Below are 20,045 nucleotides of genomic sequence, written 5' to 3'. Positions count from 1 at the left end.
CTGTCAGCTCCCCTATTGCTGTTATAGTTTTGAAATATGCGATTGTATCTGATGAACTACTTTCACTAACTGGTCAAGCATATATTTCTCCCTTTGATCATCTATATCGTATACTAATCCAGAAATTGTAAGAGATGCGTTGATTTCTTTTTTATAGTTGAATAACGGTACACTGATGCCAAAAGCGTGTTCATTGTATTCACCAACGGTTACACACCATTTATTTTGGCGTATACTTTGTAGCTCTTCCCTTAATGTCTCAAGAAATTCATTATGCTCCTCTTTCGATTGCTTGTTTTGAAAAAAAGCTATTAATTCAAGCTGTTTATCTTCTTCTAAAAAGGCGAACATGACTTTACAGGAAGCACCGATGTAAAGGGGTGTCTTTGTTCCTAAAGACACCGCATACTTTACATTTTTATTACTTTCGGCAATTTTTGTTGTGACACCGTATTCATTGTCCATATAAGTGAGAAACACCGATTCGTTTATTTCACTTGCAAGATTTTGCATTAATTCATAAATAGTCGAGTGTGGGTCCATTGTATGTGAGAGCACATCATAAAAAAGGAACATTTTGTAGCCTAATTTATACTTTTTCGTGCCTTCATCCTGAATTAAATAACCCGTTTCTGTAAATGTATTAATGGCTCTTTGTACGACACTTGTCGGCATTTTCATCATGCGCGAAATTTCACGAACACCTAATGCATTTTCTGTCGTCGCAAAACACTCTAGTATATCTAATGAGTTTTTTAATGTCTTGACAGTCATTCATTTCTCCCTTTAAGCGTTTTGATAACCGTAATGCTTTTTCGCTACTTCTACAGAAATATATTCATTTAACACATCACGCTCTATAGCCTCTTTACTTCTTTCAAGTGGATTACCATAGCCACCACCTGTTGCTGTAACTAGCTCGATACGATCGCCTTTTTGCAATTCATAATTGGCTAGTACGCCAACTGGTCCAATTGTGGAACCACCCTTTTTATGAACGATTAAATAGTTATGAGACCCTTCGCCTCCTCCACTTAAACCGAATGGAGCGAATTGGTGTCTCCCTAAGTTGACTGAAACCTTTTGACCATCATTATTGATGGTATATACACGACGTACACCTAAGCCACCTCTAAATTGGCCTGTACCTGCACCGTCACAGTTTAAGCTATATTCATCAATTTGAATGCCATATTTCGTTTCGGCAATTTCCACAGGTAGATTATAAGTTTCACCATCTCCCATACAATATTGCCCGCTTTGACCATCTTCATCATTCGATGCTCCCCAACCACCAACAGATGGTTCAACGATAAGGAATGACTCATCATTTTCAGGATTTTTACCTGTCAGAATAAATGTACAAACGGATTGTAAGTGTCCTGCTGATAATCTTTCTGGTAAATGTGACGCAAGTGCTTTCCAAATTAAATCTGCTGCCCCAATACGAGCCTCAAAGTTCATGGATACTGGATGTGGGCGCTTAGCAGAGACAATGGAATTTTCATCCGTTAAAATAGTTAAGCGTTTAAAGACTCCCTCATTAATGACATCAATATCACCTAGTAATGCTAGGAACATCACACGCACGCTTGCCATTAAACCAAATTGGGAACAGTTTACTGGCACATTCACCGCTGGGTGGGAGCCTCTAAAATCACAAATAAATTCTTCATTACTAATTGTTACTTTCACTTTAATCGGGTATGGTCCGCCTTTTACAGGATCTCCCTCAATAAAGTCCTCCGCGTAAAACTCACCTTTTGGCAAATGCTGAAGCTCCAGCTCTACAATTTTCTCACCTTTGTCCAATAGTTTTTGAATGGACAATTTCACTGATTCAGCACCAAACTTCTGACAAAGCTCTGTAATTCGTTTTTCGCCTGTTTTTAAAGCAGCCACTTGTGCAAACATATCGCCAATAGATAGCTCTGGTAAACGAACATTCGTCGAGATAATCTCATAAACGGCTTCGTTCAATTCACCTTTATGATAAAGTTTGACACCTGGCAGTTGTAGACCTTCCTGATAGATTTCATTAGAATTACTTGTAAATGAACCAGGGTCCATGCCTCCAACTTCTGTCCAGTGTGCTTTATTGGCAGAGTAAGCAATGACTTCACCATTATAAAAAATGGGAAGCACTAAGCCAACATCTGATAAATGCGAGCCTCCCCCTACATACGGATCATTAATAATAATGACATCGCCCTCATGCAACTTTTGGCCATGATCAAATTTTTCAATGACCCGCTGCACCATTGGACTTAGCATACCAATAAAGCTTGTAACACCATTTCCTTGGCTAATTAAGTTCCCCTGTGCATCTGTTAAACCACAAGCATAGTCTAATACTTCATAGATTACTGGACTCATAGAGGAGCGTGCTAGAGCGACAAACATTTCATCCCCTATGGCTAGCAATGAATCCTGAATAATCTCTACAGCAAAAACGTCTTTTTTCATGATTTATTCCCCCTCCATCTCTACAATCAAATTTCCATATTTATCAATTTCTATGGATTGCTTTTCATTGATCACGACTGTAGATGTTGGGTTTTCAACGATAGCAGGACCTGTAATGACATAACCCGGAGCAAGCTTTTGCTGGTCATAAACATTGACCTCAACCCAACCCTTTTCTTTCACATATAAGTTGCGCTTTGTTTTGATACATGTTGACACATCAATATGAGAGAAATCTAATTCTTTAAATTGAACAGCCTCATCTTTTCCATAGATGGTAAGGTGTAGATTTACTAATTCTATTGGAGTAGTTGGTAAATCAAATGAAAATTCTTGTTTATGTTTTACATGGAACGCATCAGCCAATTGAAGAAGCCCTTCATCATCAATCGTGATATTCGATGCGTTCAATTTGACTGCGTGCTCTTGGCCTTTATAACGTAAATCATAATTAATTTCGAAATAATAATGCTCTTTCGATAAAGGTACGTCTTCATAGGCACTTTCAATAGCTTGATCAATATTCGCTTGAATTTCCGCAAGATGCGCGTGATCAAAGTCCATTAAACTTGTTTGGATATAGTCTTGTCGATATTCTGTCATCATCATTCCTAATGCTGAAAAAACAGAAGAGCCATAAGGTATAATGACCTTTTTCATGCCTAATTCCTCTGCTAAATTAATAGCATGTAGTGGACCGCCACCACCAAAGGCAACCATTGTAAAGTCTTCTGGATCATAGCCTTTACGAATGGAAATTAGCTTCAACGCATTTAACATATTGGAATTCGCAATATCTAAAATACCTTGCGCTGCTTCCTCGGCTGAAACATTAAATGGTTTTGCAATCGCTTCAACAAGTGCCTCCTCTACTTTGTCGATAGATACTGGATTATCGAAGTTTGCTAATGATAATCTTCCTAAATAAACATTAGCATCCGTAATCGTTGGCTGTGTATTGCCTAAACCATAGGCTACTGGACCTGGGTTTGCCCCAGCAGAATCTGGACCTACCTTTAAGGAACCGAACTGATCCACACGAGCGATAGAGCCCCCACCATTGCCGATTTCAACAATATCTACAACCGGAGTTTTAATTGGATAGCCAGCAAATTTTTCATTTCTTTCAATATAGTACTCTGTCGTAACATTTACTTTGCCATCTGTAATAAGTGAGCATTTCGCTGTCGTACCACCCACATCAAAGGCGATAATATTGGATTCATTTAGAAGCTCACCTAATTTTGCAGCTCCAAACATTCCTGCTACAGGACCAGATTCTACTAGATTGATTGGTAACTCCATCGCTTTATCAAAGCTTGTTGTCCCACCATTCGATTGCATAATTTTTAAATGATCCGTAATACCAACTGTACTTAATTTTTCTTTTAAGCTTTTTAAATAAGCGTGAGCAATGGGCTTCACATATGAATTTAAAACCGTTGTATTTGTTCTTTCATATTCGCGATATTCCTTAATGGTTTCGCTCGAAAGTGTAATATACACCTCAGGCCAAATTTTTAATATTTCTTCTTTTAATTGCTGCTCGTGAATAGGGTTTTTATAGCCATGAATCAACGAAATGGCAATTGCCTCTACACCTGATTCCTTAAATTGACGGACAATCTCTCCAACCTCGTCCCTATTAAGCGCTTTCATAATATTTCCTTTAAAATCAATGCGTTCATCGATTTCTTGTCGTAAATAACGCTCTACAAATGGCTCTGGCTTTTTATATTTAAAATTATATAAGTCTGGTCGGTTACCACGTGCAATTTCTAAAATATCACGGAAGCCTTTTGTTGTAATTAATCCAACTACGCCACCTTTTCTCTCTGTTAATGTATTAATAATTACCGTAGAACCATGAATAAATGATTCAATGAGAGAATCCTCTGTTACATGTCGTCCTAATACGTTTAATATACCATCCTCAAAATGCCCTGGTGTCGTATGCCCCTTGTCAAAATGAAGATTTCCTTTCTCATCTGTATAAACTAGGTCGGTAAAAGTACCGCCAATATCTGTTGCGATTTTCAAGACTTCATCCCTCCGTGTTCCTATAATCGGAACAGTGTTCCGAATTAGAATTAAGTAAATTATATTTAAAAGAAAAAGAAAATTCAATGTATTTTTTAAATAAAAATTCATTTGACAATTGCTTCTCTTTGTAAAAATCCGCTTTTTCCTTCCAATAACAGAGAACTATTGATAAAAAATACCAAACACATTTATATAAGGAAGCTTCTCGAGTTTTTAATCGCATGAAAAAAAATCCTAGTTTTTCAACTAGAATCGTAAATTTTCTAAAAAAAATGGCGATGATGAATGCTAAGACAGGTTATCAAGTATAGAAGGAAGATATCAGAATACTTTTTAGCGGAATTTAAGGAAGGATATGTTAAAATGACTAGACTTTTATCAGCCAATAACTAAAAAAAGCTGCACCTTTTTTAAAGGGCAGCTTTTCAACATTTATTAGAACAATCCGACCGCATGTCCGTCATTATCGACATTCATGCGTAAGGCTGCAGGAGCTTTTGGTAGTCCTGGCATTGTCATAATATCGCCTGTCAGACAAACTAAGAAACCAGCACCAAGCTTTGGAATCACCTCACGAATTGTGACCGTGAAGCCTTCTGGACGTCCAAGTAAACTTGGTTGATCGGATAAAGAGTATTGCGTTTTTGCCATGCAAATCGGCAGAGAATCCCAGCCAAATTTTTCGATTTGAGCCATTTGTTTTTTAGCTTGGTCAGTGAATTGGACATCTTTCCCACCATATACCTTTTGTACAATAGTACGTACTTTTTCTTCAATGGACTCTGTTACATCATATAATGGTGAGAAGTTGTTTTCTTCTTCCAACACAGCTAGTACTTGTTCAGCTAAGGCTACTCCACCTTTACCGCCCTCTTCCCAGACATTTGTTCGGGCTATACGTACATGATTTTCTTGGCACCAGTTCAGAACTGCTTCTAGCTCTGCTTCTGTGTCTGTAATGAAACGATTTAATGCAATAATCGGTTCAACACCAAATGTACGTACCGTGTCGACGTGTTTAGCTAAATTTTCAATTCCTTGGAGTAGGGCTTCCACATTTTCACCTACAAGTGATGTTTTTGGAACACCACCATGCATTTTTAATGCACGAATCGTTGCTACGATGACAACGGCACTTGGCTTGAAGCCCGCTTTACGAGCTTTAATGTTCATGAACTTTTCGGCACCTAAATCAGACCCGAAGCCCGCTTCTGTCACCACAATATCAGCTAGCTTACGAGCAGTTTGTGTCGCCATAATAGAATTACAGCCATGGGCAATATTAGCAAATGGACCACCATGTATAATAGCTGGTGTCCCTTCTAATGTTTGTACTAAGTTTGGCTTAAAGGCATCCTTCAATAATAATGTTAAGGCACCCTCTACCTGTAAATCACGCACAAAAACAGGCTCACGCTCAAATGTGTAGCCAATTACAATGCTAGCGATGCGCTCGCGTAAATCCTCAATGCTTGTTGCTAAACAGAACACTGCCATAATTTCGGAGGCAACCGTAATATCAAAGCCGTCTTCACGTGGCATGCCTTGAACAGGCCCTCCTAATCCTACAATCACTTTCCGTAATGAACGATCATTCAAGTCCATTACACGTTTCCAAATAATACGTCGTGGATCAATGTTTAAGACATTCCCTTGGTGGATATGATTATCAATAAATGCGGATAAAGCATTATTGGCTGTTGTTATCGCATGAAGGTCACCAGTGAAGTGTAAGTTAATATCCTCCATTGGTACTACCTGTGCATAGCCTCCGCCTGTTGCGCCACCTTTTACGCCCATTACTGGACCAAGAGATGGTTCACGTAAAGCTACCATCACTTTCTTATTTAATTGATGAAGGGCATCAGCTAGTCCTACAGTCACAGTCGACTTCCCTTCACCTGCTGGGGTTGGACTAATAGCTGACACTAATACAACCTTTGCGTCCTCACCTTGAGCTGTAATTTTTAATGGGTCAATCTTCGCTTTGTAGCGGCCATACTGCTCAAGTGCATCCTCTGGAATACCTGCAGCATTGGCAATTTCCGTAATAGGTTTGATCACTGCTTGACTCGCGATTTCTAAATCTGATAATGGTTGATTTTTCGTTGTCATTTGGCATCCTACTTTCTATGTTGGTCATTTCCATTATAGTCTTAATTGTGAAAAAAAAGAAAGTCAGATATGCTAGCATTCCGACAATCAATTGACATTTTTGTTCAATTCATGTATGTTCTAAGAGAAAATGCAATTTTTTCACATTTTATCATTGATAGCACGACTTTATTAACTTTATTTTACATTCAAGCGCATTGGAGGCGAATGCTTATGCAACATGGGATCGTAAAGTGGTTCAATAATGAAAAGGGTTATGGCTTTATTGAATGTGATGATGGAGAAGATGTATTTGTACATTTTACGGGCATCCAGGAGGAAGGCTTCCGTACACTTGAAGAAGGTCAAAAGGTTTCATTTGATGTTGTGGAAGGCAATCGCGGCCCGCAAGCATCAAATGTTGTAAAATTATAAGCTACAAAATAGTAAGTGGATGAAGTATTTGAAAATAGCTCAATCCGCTTTTTTACATGTTTGCACATAAAAATCCACTTCAACAATTGAAGTGGATTTTTAATTTATCTATTAATCCAATAAAAAGCACCTGGGCAAACTAATGTTTCCTTTGTTCGGTGTGGATCTTTCAGTGTTACACCGATTGGCCCTTCTTTTAAATGCCCAAGCGTCATGCTAGATGCTGCCGCCTCCTCATAAAAATCCAAGCGCATATTCGGTAGCTGTAGAGATATAAACTGCTCATGCTGCTCAAAATCGGGTAATTGTAATACCTTCTGCCAAAGCTGCACCGTTTCCTCCACATCCTTGACAAAAAACTGGATGGATTCCATTGTAATGGCTTGTTTTTCATCGATCGCGCCACTAGCCTTTAATTGAGCCAAACGTTCCTCATCGTCATCTGCCCATTCAATTAAGAATGGAAAATCCACTGAAAGGCCAGACATGCCAAAATGCAATAGCTTCCATTCAATTATCGTGCCGTCTGGTCTTGTGCGGCTACAAGCATCCGGACCATATACTTCATAGCCCAATGCACGCAATCGTTGACCCTCGTCTTCAATATTTTTAGTGCGCAAGGCAATTCGTGAAAATCCTTGGCGCTCATGATCACGTTTAAACGTATAATGTAGGGAATATGGGTACAGGGCCGCTTGCTCAAATAAATCACGATCATAAATAGCGATTTGTTCAATATAGCTTAAGCCAAAATAGCTTAGCGTATTGTAAGTCCCCCACATCGTGTGTTGACCACCGTTCACTGTATGGACATTTCGTTTATTGAAGAAAACCTTTATATTTTCCGGTAATTCTACTTGATGTACCAGATGATCAAAATATAAAGTCATGGCAATTCCCCTTTCTTTCCCCCATTAGCTTTACCTGGATGTGTAATTGATTTAATATTTACTTAAGAAAAGGAGTTACTATATGGTATGAAAAAAAGTGCAATTTACCTACTAACTCCGTTAACTAATTTATTACTAACTATAAAGAGGTGATTTGAATGACAGATCATGTAGCTGCTTTTAAATTGGCATTAGGTAACTATCCTACAGGTGTAACGGTTGTTACAGCATGTCATGAAACGAATCCTATTGGCTTAACAGTCAATTCTTTTGCATCTGTTTCCATTGACCCACTACTTATTTTATGGTCACTCGATAAAAAATCTCAGCTCTATCCTTACTTTATGAGTGCGGAAAAATTCGCTGTTAATATGTTAGCGAGTGATCAAGAGCATTTATGTACATTATTTGCAAGTAAAGTCCCGGATCGCTTTGCTCAAGCAAAATGGTCTACTTCTTCTTTAGGGCTACCGATTTTACATGATACAGCAGCTATTTTACAATGTAAATCATTTCAGCAAATAGATGCAGGTGATCACACTATTTTTATTGGGCAAGTGCTAGATATTACTAATACTCAAAAGGAACCGCTTCTCTATCATCGCCGTCATATCGGTCAGATTCCAAAAAGCTTTTATAGCTAATGCCATAAAAAAAGGGCCACTTGTAAGCAACGGAAATCATGCTTATTGGTGGCCTTTTCACATCGTTCAACTGAAATGATCATTTATTTCTTCTGAGGAAATCTCTGCTTTTCAAGCCTATTAATTTGAACAATTACACCATCCTGAATCGTAATATGCACTTCACCAAATTCAAGATTTTGAATGGCCTTTGCAATAGCCTCTAATTTCTTATCTTCTACCTTTGCCGACTGAGCCATACGATACACCCCTTCTTTATCATCCTTGTTGTACAAAAGAGGCCAATGCATCAAGCTGATTGATAGCCCCTCCTATCTCTCAGATACATCTGTTGGAATTGGCACCTATTTTTCGGTTGCCGTGGCTTCATTGGGCCAAGTCCCTCCACCTATCTTGATAAGAGTACTGCGTTTCTTGAAAATAATTCTATAATTCTGTTATACGATTGTCAATATAAAATATTAGAAAACCTAGCTGAATACTTTGTAATGATTATTTTTGATTAGAAAACTATCTATATCTAAAGTATTTTATGCCTAATCAGTGAGAAATAGATGGCTATCCATTAATTTATTACGAACTCCATTTCCTCATCATGAATTCAAGAGGACCTCGACGATGTTTAGCTCTCCACCATACAGAAACAAACACACATCCTAAAAAGTAACAGCAGGCGTATAGCATGGAAAAAGCAAGCGTTTGATTCTCCAACTTTTGGCAAACAATTAATATTCCAATCCCAATAAAAACATGGCCAACATAATGCGTTAAAGACATTTGTCCCGTTAAGATCAAAGCTTCAATCACTTTATTTTTAGATGTCTCAACAAGATAGATGGAGCCTACGATAAGGACAATAGCTGAAGCCGAATTAGATAGAACATACATCATATTCGGGGGAATCGGTCCCGTATCAAATAAATACAATGCACTCTCTACATCTAATAAATGGATCGTTGTCATCTTAATAAATATCGTTGAAAAAGTCTCCGTCATTATGACTAGCAATAAACCAGTCACAAATAGGATTTTTCTTAATGTACGATTTGTTAAATCAAATGTGCCGATTAACATGCCCATCAGAAAGAAACAAACCCAGGGGAATAGTGGGTGATAGCCATTAAACATCAAATTTCTTATAAATCCTGCTGGTGTCCAAAAATCCAGATACTCTAGTAATATATATGTTGGATGCCAACCAGCAAGGTAATTAAATTGAATTTGAAGCCATTGTGAAAGGATGAGGATGACACCGATTATGAACATCATCCATTTCTTAGATTGGGCAATCAAACATGCGGCAACAAACATATACACGCCATAATAATGTAATATATCTCCTGTCCAACCGACCGCATATAGTACTATCCCTATCACGAATAACAAAAATGACCTCTTCCACAAAGTAAGTCGATTCTCGCGAAGAAGCATTGGGTCCTTAGTCTCTCTAGCGTGACGAGTCATTAAAGCTGTCCCTATTCCTGCTAGCATGACAAATACGGCCGAGGCACGCCCCTCAAACATATTTTGTAAAGCAATCAACCATGTTGAACCATTCGTTGTAGAACCCGTTACGACACCAAAATTGACAATAAACATACCAAGCATAGCGAGAGCTCTTGCAAAATCAAGACCTTCAATGCGCCGATCATCATTTCTTTTTGTCATCTTTGCCCCCTTGGATAACGCTATGTACAGCCTCCTTCCAAATAGCTCTATAGTTCAATTGGTTACCTGTTAACATGAAATTACCGATATTATCATAGACCAAGGCTAGCATCTGTGCCTTTGCTTCTATATTGGGAGTATCCTCTAGAACTCCTAGCCGCACGCCCCATTGTAGGACTTCAACAAAGCTTGTTAAAAAGCTTGTTTCTAGCTCTACTAATTGTTTCTTATAGCTTTCATCGCGAGCTGCTAAAAGTACATATTGGTTAAATATTTTATTAAAATAAGGATCCTTGCCCTGCGCCTCAATAGACTTATAGCCCAGCTCGAGTAATTCCTCCTTGAAATTAACAGGAGAAAGCTCTTTATAATCCACAGCGACATCCTGTTCAATTACTTTATACAGTTCATCAAATAAGTAGGCGATTAATTGATCCTTTGATTGAAAATAATAATAAATGGCTGGTTTTGATATACCAACCTCTGCAGCTATCATGGCTAAGCTAGTTTTTTCAAACCCTTTTTCTGCAAACATCACATAAGCAACTTCTATGATCTTTTGAAAAGTTTGTTCTTTATTCCCCATCATAACCCTCCTTTTTTACCGACCGTTAAGTAAATATTAAATGATACTTAACTTTTAGACAAGAAAAAACTGTGTAGAACTATTTCTCTACACAGTTCATATTTATTGATGTTGTAAATACATCATTAAAGCTTCGGCTGTTTTTTGCTTGCCCATTACTTTCATAGGCTGTCCATCAGCAGGTACAATCCAATGGGGCTCGTCCCCGCCATATAAAGATTGAGAGCTATTTGCCACCATCAATTGAGCATGAGCTGTTTCCATTCGCAGTCGTGCACGTGCTAATAAAAACTCCTCGTCATCGGTCGCTTCTAGCTTAAACCCTACTAACGTTACATTTGGCTGCCAGCCCTTAATTTGCCCTAAGACTTTTGGCGCCTTTTTAAAATGAATAATAGGTGGCTCATCGGAAGGCATTTTCCCCGCTTCCTCCATCAAGTTCCCTGATTGATCATATACTTTATCAATGACCCAATCGGAGCCAGCCGCAGCCATAATAACGATATCAACAAGTTCATGTTGGACAGCATGACGAACTTTTTCTCCTAAATCCTCAATACCTTCAAATTTAATCAATTTCATTTGATTGTGATTCACTGGAAGCTGTGCAAAATAACCATGCATATATACTACATTAGCACCAGCAGCGAGTGCCGCCTCCGCTAAATAACAGCCCATTGTCCCTTTCGATAAATTCGTATGCCCTCGTACACGATCCCATTTTTCAAGTGTTCCCCCACTTGTAATGAGTACGGTTTTACCTTGTAATGTCCCCATCCACTCACCTATTTTCTAAAATATATACACCTACTATTTTACCGTAATGCAAGGATAGGCTTCAATAGATTCCATCATAGTGCATTTTTTTGTTCCATCAGCCATGCACTTAAAATTTCCGCAAATTTCTTCGTTACAGGTGATGCATTATGCTTCATCGCAATTCCAATCGTACGGTAGGCACCTTGCTTCAGAGGAATTGCTCTTAATGTAGGCGGCAAATTCTGAATGACCAATTGGGGTAAAATACTAATCCCTAGTTGATGAGAAATCATGGAAACAATGCCGACCTCCTCTGAAAGCTCAAAGCGAATATTTGGCTTCACATGATATTGTTCCAACAAAACTTTGACATCATTTGTCCCTTTATAGGATGTCATAATAAAAGGCATATCTTCCAAATCAATAATATCTATCTCTGACTTATTAAATAGTGGGCTTTGATCTGAAACGATACATAATAAAGGATCTTGTTGTAATTCCGTATATTGATATTGCTCAGATTTTTGACCATTTAAAAATCCTGCCTCTATTTCTCCACTAAGTAGCCATTGTTCAATTTCATAATAATCACCCTCGCGTAATTCCACCTGAATTCCAGGAAACTGATTATCCATAATCCTAATAATTTCTGGCATCCAATTAGAAGATATACTTGAAATAACGCCAATACGCACGTTTCCTCTTGTTACTCCATGAATATGTGCTGCCTCTTGTTGCAATAATTCCTGTGCGTCTAAAACCTGACGCATCGCCCTTAGCATGGTTTGCCCCTCACTTGTCAGTGTGACACCCACTCTACTTCGATGTATGAGCGCAAATCCAAATTCTTTTTCTAAACTTGACACAGCGTGACTGACAGCAGACTGAGTTAGACCTAGTGCATCTGCTGCTTTTGTAAAGCTTGCTACCTCTGCTACCTTTGTTAAAATCTCATATTTCACTAAGCTCATCAGCATTACCTCTACATACATGAATTTTTTTAATCCTAATCATTATAAACATTCGTTTTACTAATCTCAACACAAGATATATAGTAATTTTTAGTATAAAAACTGTTTTAGTACACAGATGGTAGGTGAACATAATGAGTATCCAAGGAAAAGCAAATGTATTAATGGTTATTGTCACAATGTTTTGGGGACTATCTTATACCTTTATGGTCATGGGGCTTGAAACATTGGCTGTTTATAATGTGGTGGCTTTGCGTTGTATCATCGCATTTTTAGTAGCAGGGCTTATTTTTTATAAACGGATGATTAAGGTAAATGGTAAGACTTTAAAATATGCAGCTATCCAAGGATTTTTATTATTTATTGTGTTCGCATTAAGCTTATTTGGCTTACAGTCCACTTCAGTTTCAAATGCAGGCTTCATTTTAAGCCTAACGGTTGTATTAGTGCCGATTTTCAGTAGCTTTATTGATAAAAGATTACCCTCCAGAGCTGTCAGCTTTGCGATTATTTGTACCATGATTGGTATTACAGTGTTAACGGCGCAAGGTTCGTTCTCCTTCCATAAAGGAGATTTGTTAGTAGCAATTGCTGCGCTATGCTATTCTATTTATTTACTTTTAAACAGTTCATTTACACGGAATGTGGAGTCCATTTCATATGGTATTTACCAACTAGGCTTCGCTGGCATTTATGCGCTGATCTTAACTTTATTATTTGAAACACCTACGTTACCAAATAATACGACATCTTGGATTGCTATTTTAGGCCTTGGAATCATTTGTAGTGCGTTTTGTTTCGTTGGTCAAACTGTTGCACAACAGTATACTTCTGCTACACATACAGGTCTTATTTTTTCCCTAGAACCTATATTTGCAGCAATGTTTGCGATGATGTTCATCGGTGAAGGATTGACAGTGAAACTCGTTATTGGTGGTAGCTTTATTTTGATTGGTAATTTATTTGCCCAATTAGAGCATTTCCATGTATTGCGCTTTATTAAAAAAGATGCTCCAGAAAAAGTAATTCATTAAAAGAGGCTGGGACAGAACTCGATTATTTTGAAAATAGCGAAAATGATTAATAATTTCTCCACCTCACTGATTTAAATATTCTTTCCTAAATTAAAAAAATGCTAGACCAAATGTATTTTGGTCTAGCATTTTTTCTTTTTGTCTCAGCCTTTTCTCTTTATAAAAATCTTCTAAGTTGCTCAGCCTCATTCATGCGCTCTTGTCTTAAACGCTCTTCCTGCTCAGCAGCTGTTTCCGGGTGTTGTGATTGTAGGGTATCATAATCATCATCCCGTTCTGCAAATAGTACGATACTACCCTGCTCTACAAGATGAGCATAGTAAGCGATTTGCCCTTCGGAAAGATTAAAGCGTTTTAAGCCTTCTGTTACAGCTGAATCACCTGTAAACCAAGATTTAAATTGGTCCACCCAGTTACCAGCCTCATGTGTGTGGACATCATCATCCCATTTCACATCCTCCAACTGCTGGGAATCCTTCGCAATAATATGGATATCCTCTTTATGGAAACCTTCTGTTCGCATATTTTCTAGAATATGAAGCATTTCGTCCCTTGTATGGGCCACTTCAATTTTTGGATTTTGTTCATTCATCATGTTCAATTCCTCCTAATTTGTATGGCTTACTAAATAATTACCCTGACAATGCGGAAACAAACTCTTTTTGCCGCTTCGTTACCAAACTGTAATAATTGTTACTATGCTTTTATACAAGTACTCTTTTTGTCATAAAGAGATAGAAAATCTACAAAAAAGCATTCCCAAATTGTATGGGAATGCTTTTAAACCGTTTATTTGTCGAGGAAGGCTTTTAACATCCATGTATGCTTCTCAAGGGATTGGTACATCGCATTAAGTAAATCCTCTGTACGGTCGTCCCCTTCCTCTGCTGCTAGCTCCATTGTGGAATTCAATGCTTTCATGAGCTTTTGGAAATCCGAAATCGTCGTTGCTACCATTTCCTCCGTCGACTCATTTCCAGTGGCTTCCTCCACATAGGATAGCTCTAGATGTTCTTTTAAAGTCGCAACAGGCTTGCCATCCTTTGAAAGAATGCGTTCTGCAATTTCATCTAAATTCAACGTTGTTTCATTATACAATTCTTCAAATTTTGCATGCAGTGTAAAGAATGCGTGCCCTGTGACATACCAATGATAATTGTGCAGCTTTGTATAAAGCACAGACCATGTTGATACTAGCTTATTTAATTGTTTGTTTAAGTTTTGTGTCATAATTAATTCTCCTCCAATGTGTCAATTGTTCTAGCCTTTAGTATGCGTTACAAATGAAGTTGGCTATACACACATTGTTCCCGACTAGCAATATTTCAAACATACTCCTACTTACTGGATTAAAAAACAGGACTGTTTTCTTTAAGAATATTTCAACTATTCTATTAAATTATTTCACTTTCCGAAATAGTTTCGTTATAATGAAATCACTTATATGTAAAGGGGTGTTTATAAATGGAAGTTTTACCATTACGAAAAGATGTTGCAGTTGAAGAAACGTGGGATTTAACTGATTTACTGAAAAATGATGCAGATTTTGAACCTACTTTAGCACAGCTTGTAGAGGAAGCTCTTAGCTTTGAACAAACGTATCAAGGTTCCATTACAGATGCGCAAAAAGTTATTGATGTATTAACGGCTTTCGAAAATTTGCAAAAAAGTATCGTTCCAATTGGTACGTATGCGAGCTTAAACCTACAGGCAGATCGAACGGATGATGTAGCCCAAATGCGTGCTGCAAAATTTAGTACAGCTATCGGTAAAATAAGCAGTGCCTTATCATTCGTACGGAGTGAATTACTTGCTTTGGATGAAGGGGTACTACAAGAAGCAGCAACATTAAGCCCTCTTTACAAACATTATTTAGAGGAGTTATTAAAACGAAAACCTCATCAGCTACATCCAGAGGTTGAAAAAGCGCTTGCTGCCTTTAGTTCTACTTTTGATGCGCCATACGAAACGTATAATACGACGAAATTAGTAGATATGAATTTTGGTGAATTTGAAGCAGATGGTGAAAAGCATCCACTAAGCTTTGTCCTTTATGAAAATAATTGGGAGTTTGAAGCCAATACAGAAGTCCGCCGTGCTGCCTTTAAAGCTTTTTCAAGCAAGTTGAGCGATTATCAACATACAACAGCACAAGTTTACAACACACATATTCAACAAGAAAAAACAATGGCGGATCTACGAGGCTTTGATTCCATCTTTGATTATTTACTATTCGATCAAGATGTCGATCGCTCCCTTTATAATCGTCAAATCGATTTGATTTCACAAGAGCTTGCCCCACATATGCGTCGATATGCAAAATTAATTCAAAAAGCGAATGGCATTGAGCACATGACATTTGCAGATTTAAAAATCGCTTTAGATTCTGCCTATGATCCTAAATTATCGATGGACGAAGCGAAAGAATATGTTGATAAATCATTAGCGGTTATGGGTGAAGACTACAATCACCTAATGGATAGAGCCTTCAAAGAACGTTGGATCGACTATGCACCAAATAAAGGGAAATCCACAGGGGCATTCTGTTCAAGTCCTTATGGTAGTCACCCTTATATTTTAATGTCATGGAATGAACGTATGAATGAAGTTTTTACACTCGTTCATGAGCTTGGTCATGCAGGACATTTTGCGAATACGTATGCGCATCAATCATATTTTAATAGTCGCCCTTCCCTATACTTTATTGAAGCACCATCAACTATGAATGAAATGCTGCTAGCGAATTATTTATTAACACATAATGAAGATGTGCGCTTTAAACGTTGGGTGATTTCAAATATTGTTTCTAAAACGTATTATCATAACTTTGTCACGCACTTACTGGAAGCCGCATACCAACGTAAAGTATATGAATTGGTAGACGCTGGTGAATCTGTCAACGCGAACATTTTAAACCAATTAAAACGTTCGGTGCTAGAAGATTTCTGGGGCGATGCAGTGGATATTACGGAAGGTGCTGAACTGACGTGGATGCGTCAGCCTCATTATTATATGGGCCTTTACCCATACACTTATAGTGCGGGATTAACTATTTCAACACAAGTATCACAGCGCATTTTAAAAGAAGGTGATACAGCTGTTGAAGAATGGTTAGCTGTCCTGCAAGCTGGCGGAACAAAATCCCCAGTGGAATTAGCACAAATGGCAGGCGTTGATATTACAACGGATCAACCACTTCGAGATACGATTGCCTATATCGGTCATTTAGTGGACGAGCTTGAGCGCCTCACACTAGAAATTGAGGCTGTCCAACAACCATAAATGCTCTAGAAAACGGTTCTGTGCTTGCAACGTACAGATCGTTTTCTTTTTTTAGTTCTAAGTGAAAACCTGCATACATATACTTGAATTAGGGCGTCCCTCCACACTTTTTAGATATTTCAAAATAGACAATCATTTTTCTTCATACAAAAGTACCGTTATTATTAATAGTACGCAAATTATTTAGCAATATACGATTAACAATTGTCAAAGGAAGTGTTCTAATTATGGTAAAACGTAATGATCCATGCCCATGCGGTAGCGGCAAAAAATATAAAAAATGTTGTGAAGGTAAACAGCAAGTAACAGTGGAAACAGTACAAATCGAAGAATTAGAGCGTGTGCTACAAACATTTTATTTAGAATACCCTGAGCGTAAAGATGTTCGTGCTTATATCGAGCATGTGGGCACATGGCAACCTAAATTAGAGAGCGTGCTACAGCGTGAGCTGATTGAAGCCATCGCTTTAGACGACTTTTTCTTCCATCAAGAGCCATCGATTTGGAAAAGTTATTTAAAGAAAACGAAGAAAAAAGCAGTAAGACCTTCTACAGTAAAAGTACTTGAAGACTGGTCTCACCCAGCATTATTTATTGGTACGGTATCTGTTGTTGAGGAAAATTATTTTAAAGCTAGTCATTTACTTACAAATGAAGAGCTTTATATTCGTCGTGAAAATGATAAACCAATTCCGGAAGGCATGCATGTCTTTGCCTTTATTTTACCGGATGGAACGAAGAAATTGTCACATTATTTAGCTGTGTCTACATTGATTTTCTTCCCTGAGGACCATTTAAAAGTATTTGAAGAATTCAAGAAAAACTTTGAAGCATCCGAGAAAAAGGTTGGAGCTTTCTTAAAAGAACAACATCTTGCATTCTGGGAATTACTTGTCTCCAACGGCTATAAAGGGGAAGAATTCACTAATTTTGAAAGCACAGTCCTCACACAAGTAAAAGAATTCTTGGAGCAAAATGATCGTGAAACAGCTCCAATGCTTGAGCTATTAGAGGACTATTTAATAGAAGGACAACCTACTGCGCGCAAAGAGGCGGCCATTGCTGCTGGTGCAATTCGTTATGGGCAGGAAAAAGAGCTCTTTGAATCTCTTTCTATGACGGTAAAAGAAATTGCTGCAACTTTTGATATTTCCGCTTCTTCACTTACAAAGTATTACCAAGATTTAAATAGCTATGTCGAAACAAAATAAACCTATAAAAGAAGCTACATTTATTAGCATTTGCTAATAAATGTAGCTTTTTCTAAACGTTACCTTATTATTTACTGTAAACTTTCAAAAGCTCTTCGCCTAAAAACTGTAGCTTTTCTCCAATTGAACAAGCTTCAATACAGAAGCGATGAGCTCCTGGTTTACCACGTTCTTTACGTAATTGCTGAATGACTAAGCAATCTGCGCAATACGTATCATGCAGTTCGTCTATATCCTTCATAACCGTCACTTTATCCATGTGAACTCTCGCTCCTTTCACGTCCTAAATTCACTTCCTACTATTATGAAGCGTTCATTTTGAACAAGCAACTATTTTGTTTATCCACTTCAGCAATTTTTTTCAAGTTCATAATTACTAGCACATAGATGTTTTACAGCGTATCCATGTTGTACAATTATATGGAAGTCAAATAGTAAAGTAGGGATGATATGTTAGAGGTTTATATAGATGCTGCTAGTGCAGGTAACCCTGGTCCAAGTGGTATTGGTATATTTATTAAAGGAGAAGGTCAACATATACAAATTAGTGAGTATATCGGGCTAACAAATAATCATATTGCTGAATTTACTGCTTTAGTCCGTGGACTCGAGGAAGCACAAAAGCTTAATTCTACACTTGTTTCCATTCGCTCTGATTCTAAAATCGTAGTCGCTTCTATGGAAAAAGAGTATGTGAAAAACGAGGAATTTAAACCTTTTCTGGAAAAAGCATTATCGCTCGCCAACACCTTCGATTTATTTTTTATTAAATGGGTGCCTGATTCTCAAAACAAAGCTGCTGATGCATTGGCACGAAAAGCTATCCAAAACAATAATCATTAAACAATGCATGCCACAGGACTGTTTATCAATAACAGTCCTTTTTCTTTCCCCTTCTACTCAGATACTTACTATCCCCTGATCCATTATTTTTATGAAATCAATTTTCTTACAAAGATCATACTAAAATAGCTATAAAACGCATAAAATTTTCTGATTCATCTAAAACGATATTGACATCCATTATCCTCGGTGATATCCTTTAACACATTAGTAGTTTAGCAAACGAAAGCGATAGATTTATATAGGGGGAAATAAAGGATGAAACGTATATTAACTTTAGTTATGATGCTAACAGCTGTAATCGTTTTAGCAGCATGTGGCACATCAAAAGAAAAATCAGCAGAGAAAGACCAATCTTCAGCTGATCAAGAAACAATTATTATTGGTATTGATGATAAATTTGCACCAATGGGCTTCCGCGATGAAAAAAATGAAATCGTGGGATTCGATATTGATTTAGCACGCGCGGCAGCTGAGCATATGGGAGTAGAAGCTGAATTCCAACCAATCGACTGGAAAACGAAAGAGGCTGAATTACTCAGTGGACGTATTGATTTAATTTGGAACGGTTATACCATTACAGATGAGCGCAAAGAAAAAGTATTATTTACAAAGCCTTATCTTGAAAACTCTCAGGTGGTTATGACAAAAGCAGATTCTAAAATTGTGAAATTAAATGATTTAGCAGGCAAAGAAGTAGGTATTCAATCTCTTTCTTCTGCTGCAGATGCATTAAATAGTAACCCAATCCACAAAGAGGTAAAAACAATTACAGAATTCTCGGATAACGTTTTAGCTTTATCAGACTTAAAAACAGGTCGTGTTGATGCCGTAGTAATTGATGCTGTTGTAGCAGAATATTACATGACACAAGAGCCTGATACATTTAAATTATTAGAGGAATCACTTGCTCCCGAACAATACGGTATTGGTGTAAAACCAGGGAACGAAGCATTATTGGAAAAACTGCAAGCTGCATTAGACAAAATGAATGAAGACGGTACAGCAGCTGACATTTCTACAAAATGGTTCGGTGAGGATAAAGTATTAAAATAAGAACAGGATATTTTTTGTAAGAGTTTCCTCTGCGAAACTCTTACTCTTTTTGGAGGGACATCA

The 20,045-nt window shown here is 37.7% G+C and carries 20 protein-coding genes and 1 riboswitch; of the genes, 7 read left to right on the top strand and 13 right to left on the bottom strand.

Annotated elements, in window-relative coordinates:
* Positions 1 to 21: 21 nt before the first annotated feature.
* The 4 genes from B3D94_RS16130 to B3D94_RS16115 all read right to left on the bottom strand — a co-directional run bounded on the left by B3D94_RS16130 (position 22) and on the right by B3D94_RS16115 (position 6,624).
* The gene (locus tag B3D94_RS16130; protein ID WP_291758356.1) at positions 22 to 774 is read right to left on the bottom strand and encodes an IclR family transcriptional regulator; all 753 of its coding nucleotides are present in this window, start codon (positions 772 to 774) and stop codon (positions 22 to 24) included.
* A gap of 12 nt (positions 775 to 786) precedes the next feature.
* On the bottom strand, positions 787 to 2,466 hold the full coding sequence (locus B3D94_RS16125; RefSeq protein WP_291758354.1) for a hydantoinase B/oxoprolinase family protein: 1,680 nt from the start codon (positions 2,464 to 2,466) through the stop codon (positions 787 to 789).
* Positions 2,467 to 2,469: 3 nt separating this feature from the next.
* Positions 2,470 to 4,506, bottom strand: a complete 2,037-nt coding sequence (locus B3D94_RS16120; RefSeq protein WP_291758352.1) for a hydantoinase/oxoprolinase family protein — start codon at positions 4,504 to 4,506, stop codon at positions 2,470 to 2,472.
* 438 nt (positions 4,507 to 4,944) lie between these two features.
* Entirely contained in the window at positions 4,945 to 6,624 is a 1,680-nt protein-coding gene (locus tag B3D94_RS16115) for a formate--tetrahydrofolate ligase (RefSeq protein WP_193831526.1), read from the bottom strand.
* A gap of 213 nt (positions 6,625 to 6,837) precedes the next feature.
* On the opposite strand from B3D94_RS16115, the gene B3D94_RS16110 reads away from it, so the two are divergent.
* Positions 6,838 to 7,038 carry a cold-shock protein gene (locus tag B3D94_RS16110; RefSeq protein ID WP_008180199.1) on the top strand — a complete coding sequence of 67 codons (201 nt, stop codon included), beginning with the start codon at positions 6,838 to 6,840 and terminating at the stop codon, positions 7,036 to 7,038.
* A gap of 104 nt (positions 7,039 to 7,142) precedes the next feature.
* On the opposite strand, the gene B3D94_RS16105 is transcribed toward B3D94_RS16110, so the two are convergent.
* Positions 7,143 to 7,928 carry a VOC family protein gene (locus B3D94_RS16105; protein ID WP_291758347.1) on the bottom strand — a complete coding sequence of 262 codons (786 nt, stop codon included), beginning with the start codon at positions 7,926 to 7,928 and terminating at the stop codon, positions 7,143 to 7,145.
* Positions 7,929 to 8,086: 158 nt separating this feature from the next.
* On the opposite strand from B3D94_RS16105, the gene B3D94_RS16100 reads away from it, so the two are divergent.
* On the top strand, positions 8,087 to 8,572 hold the full coding sequence (locus tag B3D94_RS16100; protein ID WP_258268298.1) for a flavin reductase family protein: 486 nt from the start codon (positions 8,087 to 8,089) through the stop codon (positions 8,570 to 8,572).
* Positions 8,573 to 8,655: 83 nt separating this feature from the next.
* On the opposite strand, the gene B3D94_RS16095 is transcribed toward B3D94_RS16100, so the two are convergent.
* The 5 genes from B3D94_RS16095 to B3D94_RS16075 all read right to left on the bottom strand — a co-directional run bounded on the left by B3D94_RS16095 (position 8,656) and on the right by B3D94_RS16075 (position 12,556).
* Positions 8,656 to 8,811 carry a YezD family protein gene (locus tag B3D94_RS16095; protein ID WP_080709351.1) on the bottom strand — a complete coding sequence of 52 codons (156 nt, stop codon included), beginning with the start codon at positions 8,809 to 8,811 and terminating at the stop codon, positions 8,656 to 8,658.
* A gap of 69 nt (positions 8,812 to 8,880) precedes the next feature.
* A riboswitch (SAM riboswitch) is annotated at positions 8,881 to 8,975 on the bottom strand.
* Positions 8,976 to 9,145: 170 nt separating this feature from the next.
* Positions 9,146 to 10,240 carry a DUF418 domain-containing protein gene (locus tag B3D94_RS16090; RefSeq protein ID WP_258268297.1) on the bottom strand — a complete coding sequence of 365 codons (1,095 nt, stop codon included), beginning with the start codon at positions 10,238 to 10,240 and terminating at the stop codon, positions 9,146 to 9,148.
* A complete protein-coding gene (locus B3D94_RS16085; protein ID WP_291758341.1) occupies positions 10,224 to 10,829 on the bottom strand; it encodes a TetR/AcrR family transcriptional regulator in 606 nt (201 codons plus the stop codon). Before B3D94_RS16085 ends, B3D94_RS16090 begins: the two co-directional genes overlap by 17 nt.
* A gap of 99 nt (positions 10,830 to 10,928) precedes the next feature.
* Positions 10,929 to 11,603, bottom strand: coding sequence for a phosphopantothenoylcysteine decarboxylase (locus B3D94_RS16080; RefSeq protein ID WP_069480842.1), 675 nt, complete (start codon positions 11,601 to 11,603; stop codon positions 10,929 to 10,931).
* 74 nt (positions 11,604 to 11,677) lie between these two features.
* On the bottom strand, positions 11,678 to 12,556 hold the full coding sequence (locus B3D94_RS16075; protein WP_069480841.1) for a LysR family transcriptional regulator: 879 nt from the start codon (positions 12,554 to 12,556) through the stop codon (positions 11,678 to 11,680).
* A gap of 134 nt (positions 12,557 to 12,690) precedes the next feature.
* Between B3D94_RS16075 and B3D94_RS16070 the strand changes: the two genes are divergently transcribed.
* On the top strand, positions 12,691 to 13,590 hold the full coding sequence (locus B3D94_RS16070; RefSeq protein ID WP_193831520.1) for a DMT family transporter: 900 nt from the start codon (positions 12,691 to 12,693) through the stop codon (positions 13,588 to 13,590).
* Between the two features lie 157 nt (positions 13,591 to 13,747).
* Here the strand turns inward: B3D94_RS16070 and B3D94_RS16065 are convergent, their stop codons facing one another.
* Positions 13,748 to 14,185, bottom strand: coding sequence for a general stress protein (locus B3D94_RS16065; protein ID WP_069480839.1), 438 nt, complete (start codon positions 14,183 to 14,185; stop codon positions 13,748 to 13,750).
* A gap of 194 nt (positions 14,186 to 14,379) precedes the next feature.
* A complete protein-coding gene (locus B3D94_RS16060) occupies positions 14,380 to 14,820 on the bottom strand; it encodes a Dps family protein (RefSeq protein ID WP_025115051.1) in 441 nt (146 codons plus the stop codon).
* Positions 14,821 to 15,054: 234 nt separating this feature from the next.
* Here B3D94_RS16060 and pepF point away from each other — a divergent pair, with 234 nt between their 5' ends.
* Together pepF and B3D94_RS16050 are read left to right on the top strand one after the other, a co-directional pair.
* Positions 15,055 to 16,872 carry an oligoendopeptidase F gene (gene pepF / locus B3D94_RS16055; protein WP_069480838.1) on the top strand — a complete coding sequence of 606 codons (1,818 nt, stop codon included), beginning with the start codon at positions 15,055 to 15,057 and terminating at the stop codon, positions 16,870 to 16,872.
* Positions 16,873 to 17,099: 227 nt separating this feature from the next.
* A complete protein-coding gene (locus tag B3D94_RS16050; protein WP_069480837.1) occupies positions 17,100 to 18,083 on the top strand; it encodes an SEC-C domain-containing protein in 984 nt (327 codons plus the stop codon).
* 67 nt (positions 18,084 to 18,150) lie between these two features.
* On the opposite strand, the gene B3D94_RS16045 is transcribed toward B3D94_RS16050, so the two are convergent.
* Complete coding sequence (locus B3D94_RS16045) at positions 18,151 to 18,342, bottom strand: zinc-finger domain-containing protein (RefSeq protein WP_012293843.1); 192 nt, start codon at positions 18,340 to 18,342, stop codon at positions 18,151 to 18,153.
* Positions 18,343 to 18,533: 191 nt separating this feature from the next.
* On the opposite strand from B3D94_RS16045, the gene B3D94_RS16040 reads away from it, so the two are divergent.
* Together B3D94_RS16040 and B3D94_RS16035 are read left to right on the top strand one after the other, a co-directional pair.
* Entirely contained in the window at positions 18,534 to 18,926 is a 393-nt protein-coding gene (locus B3D94_RS16040; RefSeq protein WP_069480836.1) for a ribonuclease HI family protein, read from the top strand.
* A gap of 258 nt (positions 18,927 to 19,184) precedes the next feature.
* Positions 19,185 to 19,982, top strand: a complete 798-nt coding sequence (locus B3D94_RS16035) for an amino acid ABC transporter substrate-binding protein (RefSeq protein ID WP_258268292.1) — start codon at positions 19,185 to 19,187, stop codon at positions 19,980 to 19,982.
* The last annotated feature ends 63 nt before the right edge of the window (positions 19,983 to 20,045 follow it).

It is taken from the genome of Lysinibacillus sp. UBA5990 (genome assembly GCF_002429815.1).
Classification (GTDB): Bacteria; Bacillota; Bacilli; order Bacillales_A; family Planococcaceae; genus Lysinibacillus; species Lysinibacillus fusiformis.
The sequence above is the reverse complement of the archived record's forward strand: the minus strand, read 5'-3'. Positions and strand labels throughout refer to the sequence as shown.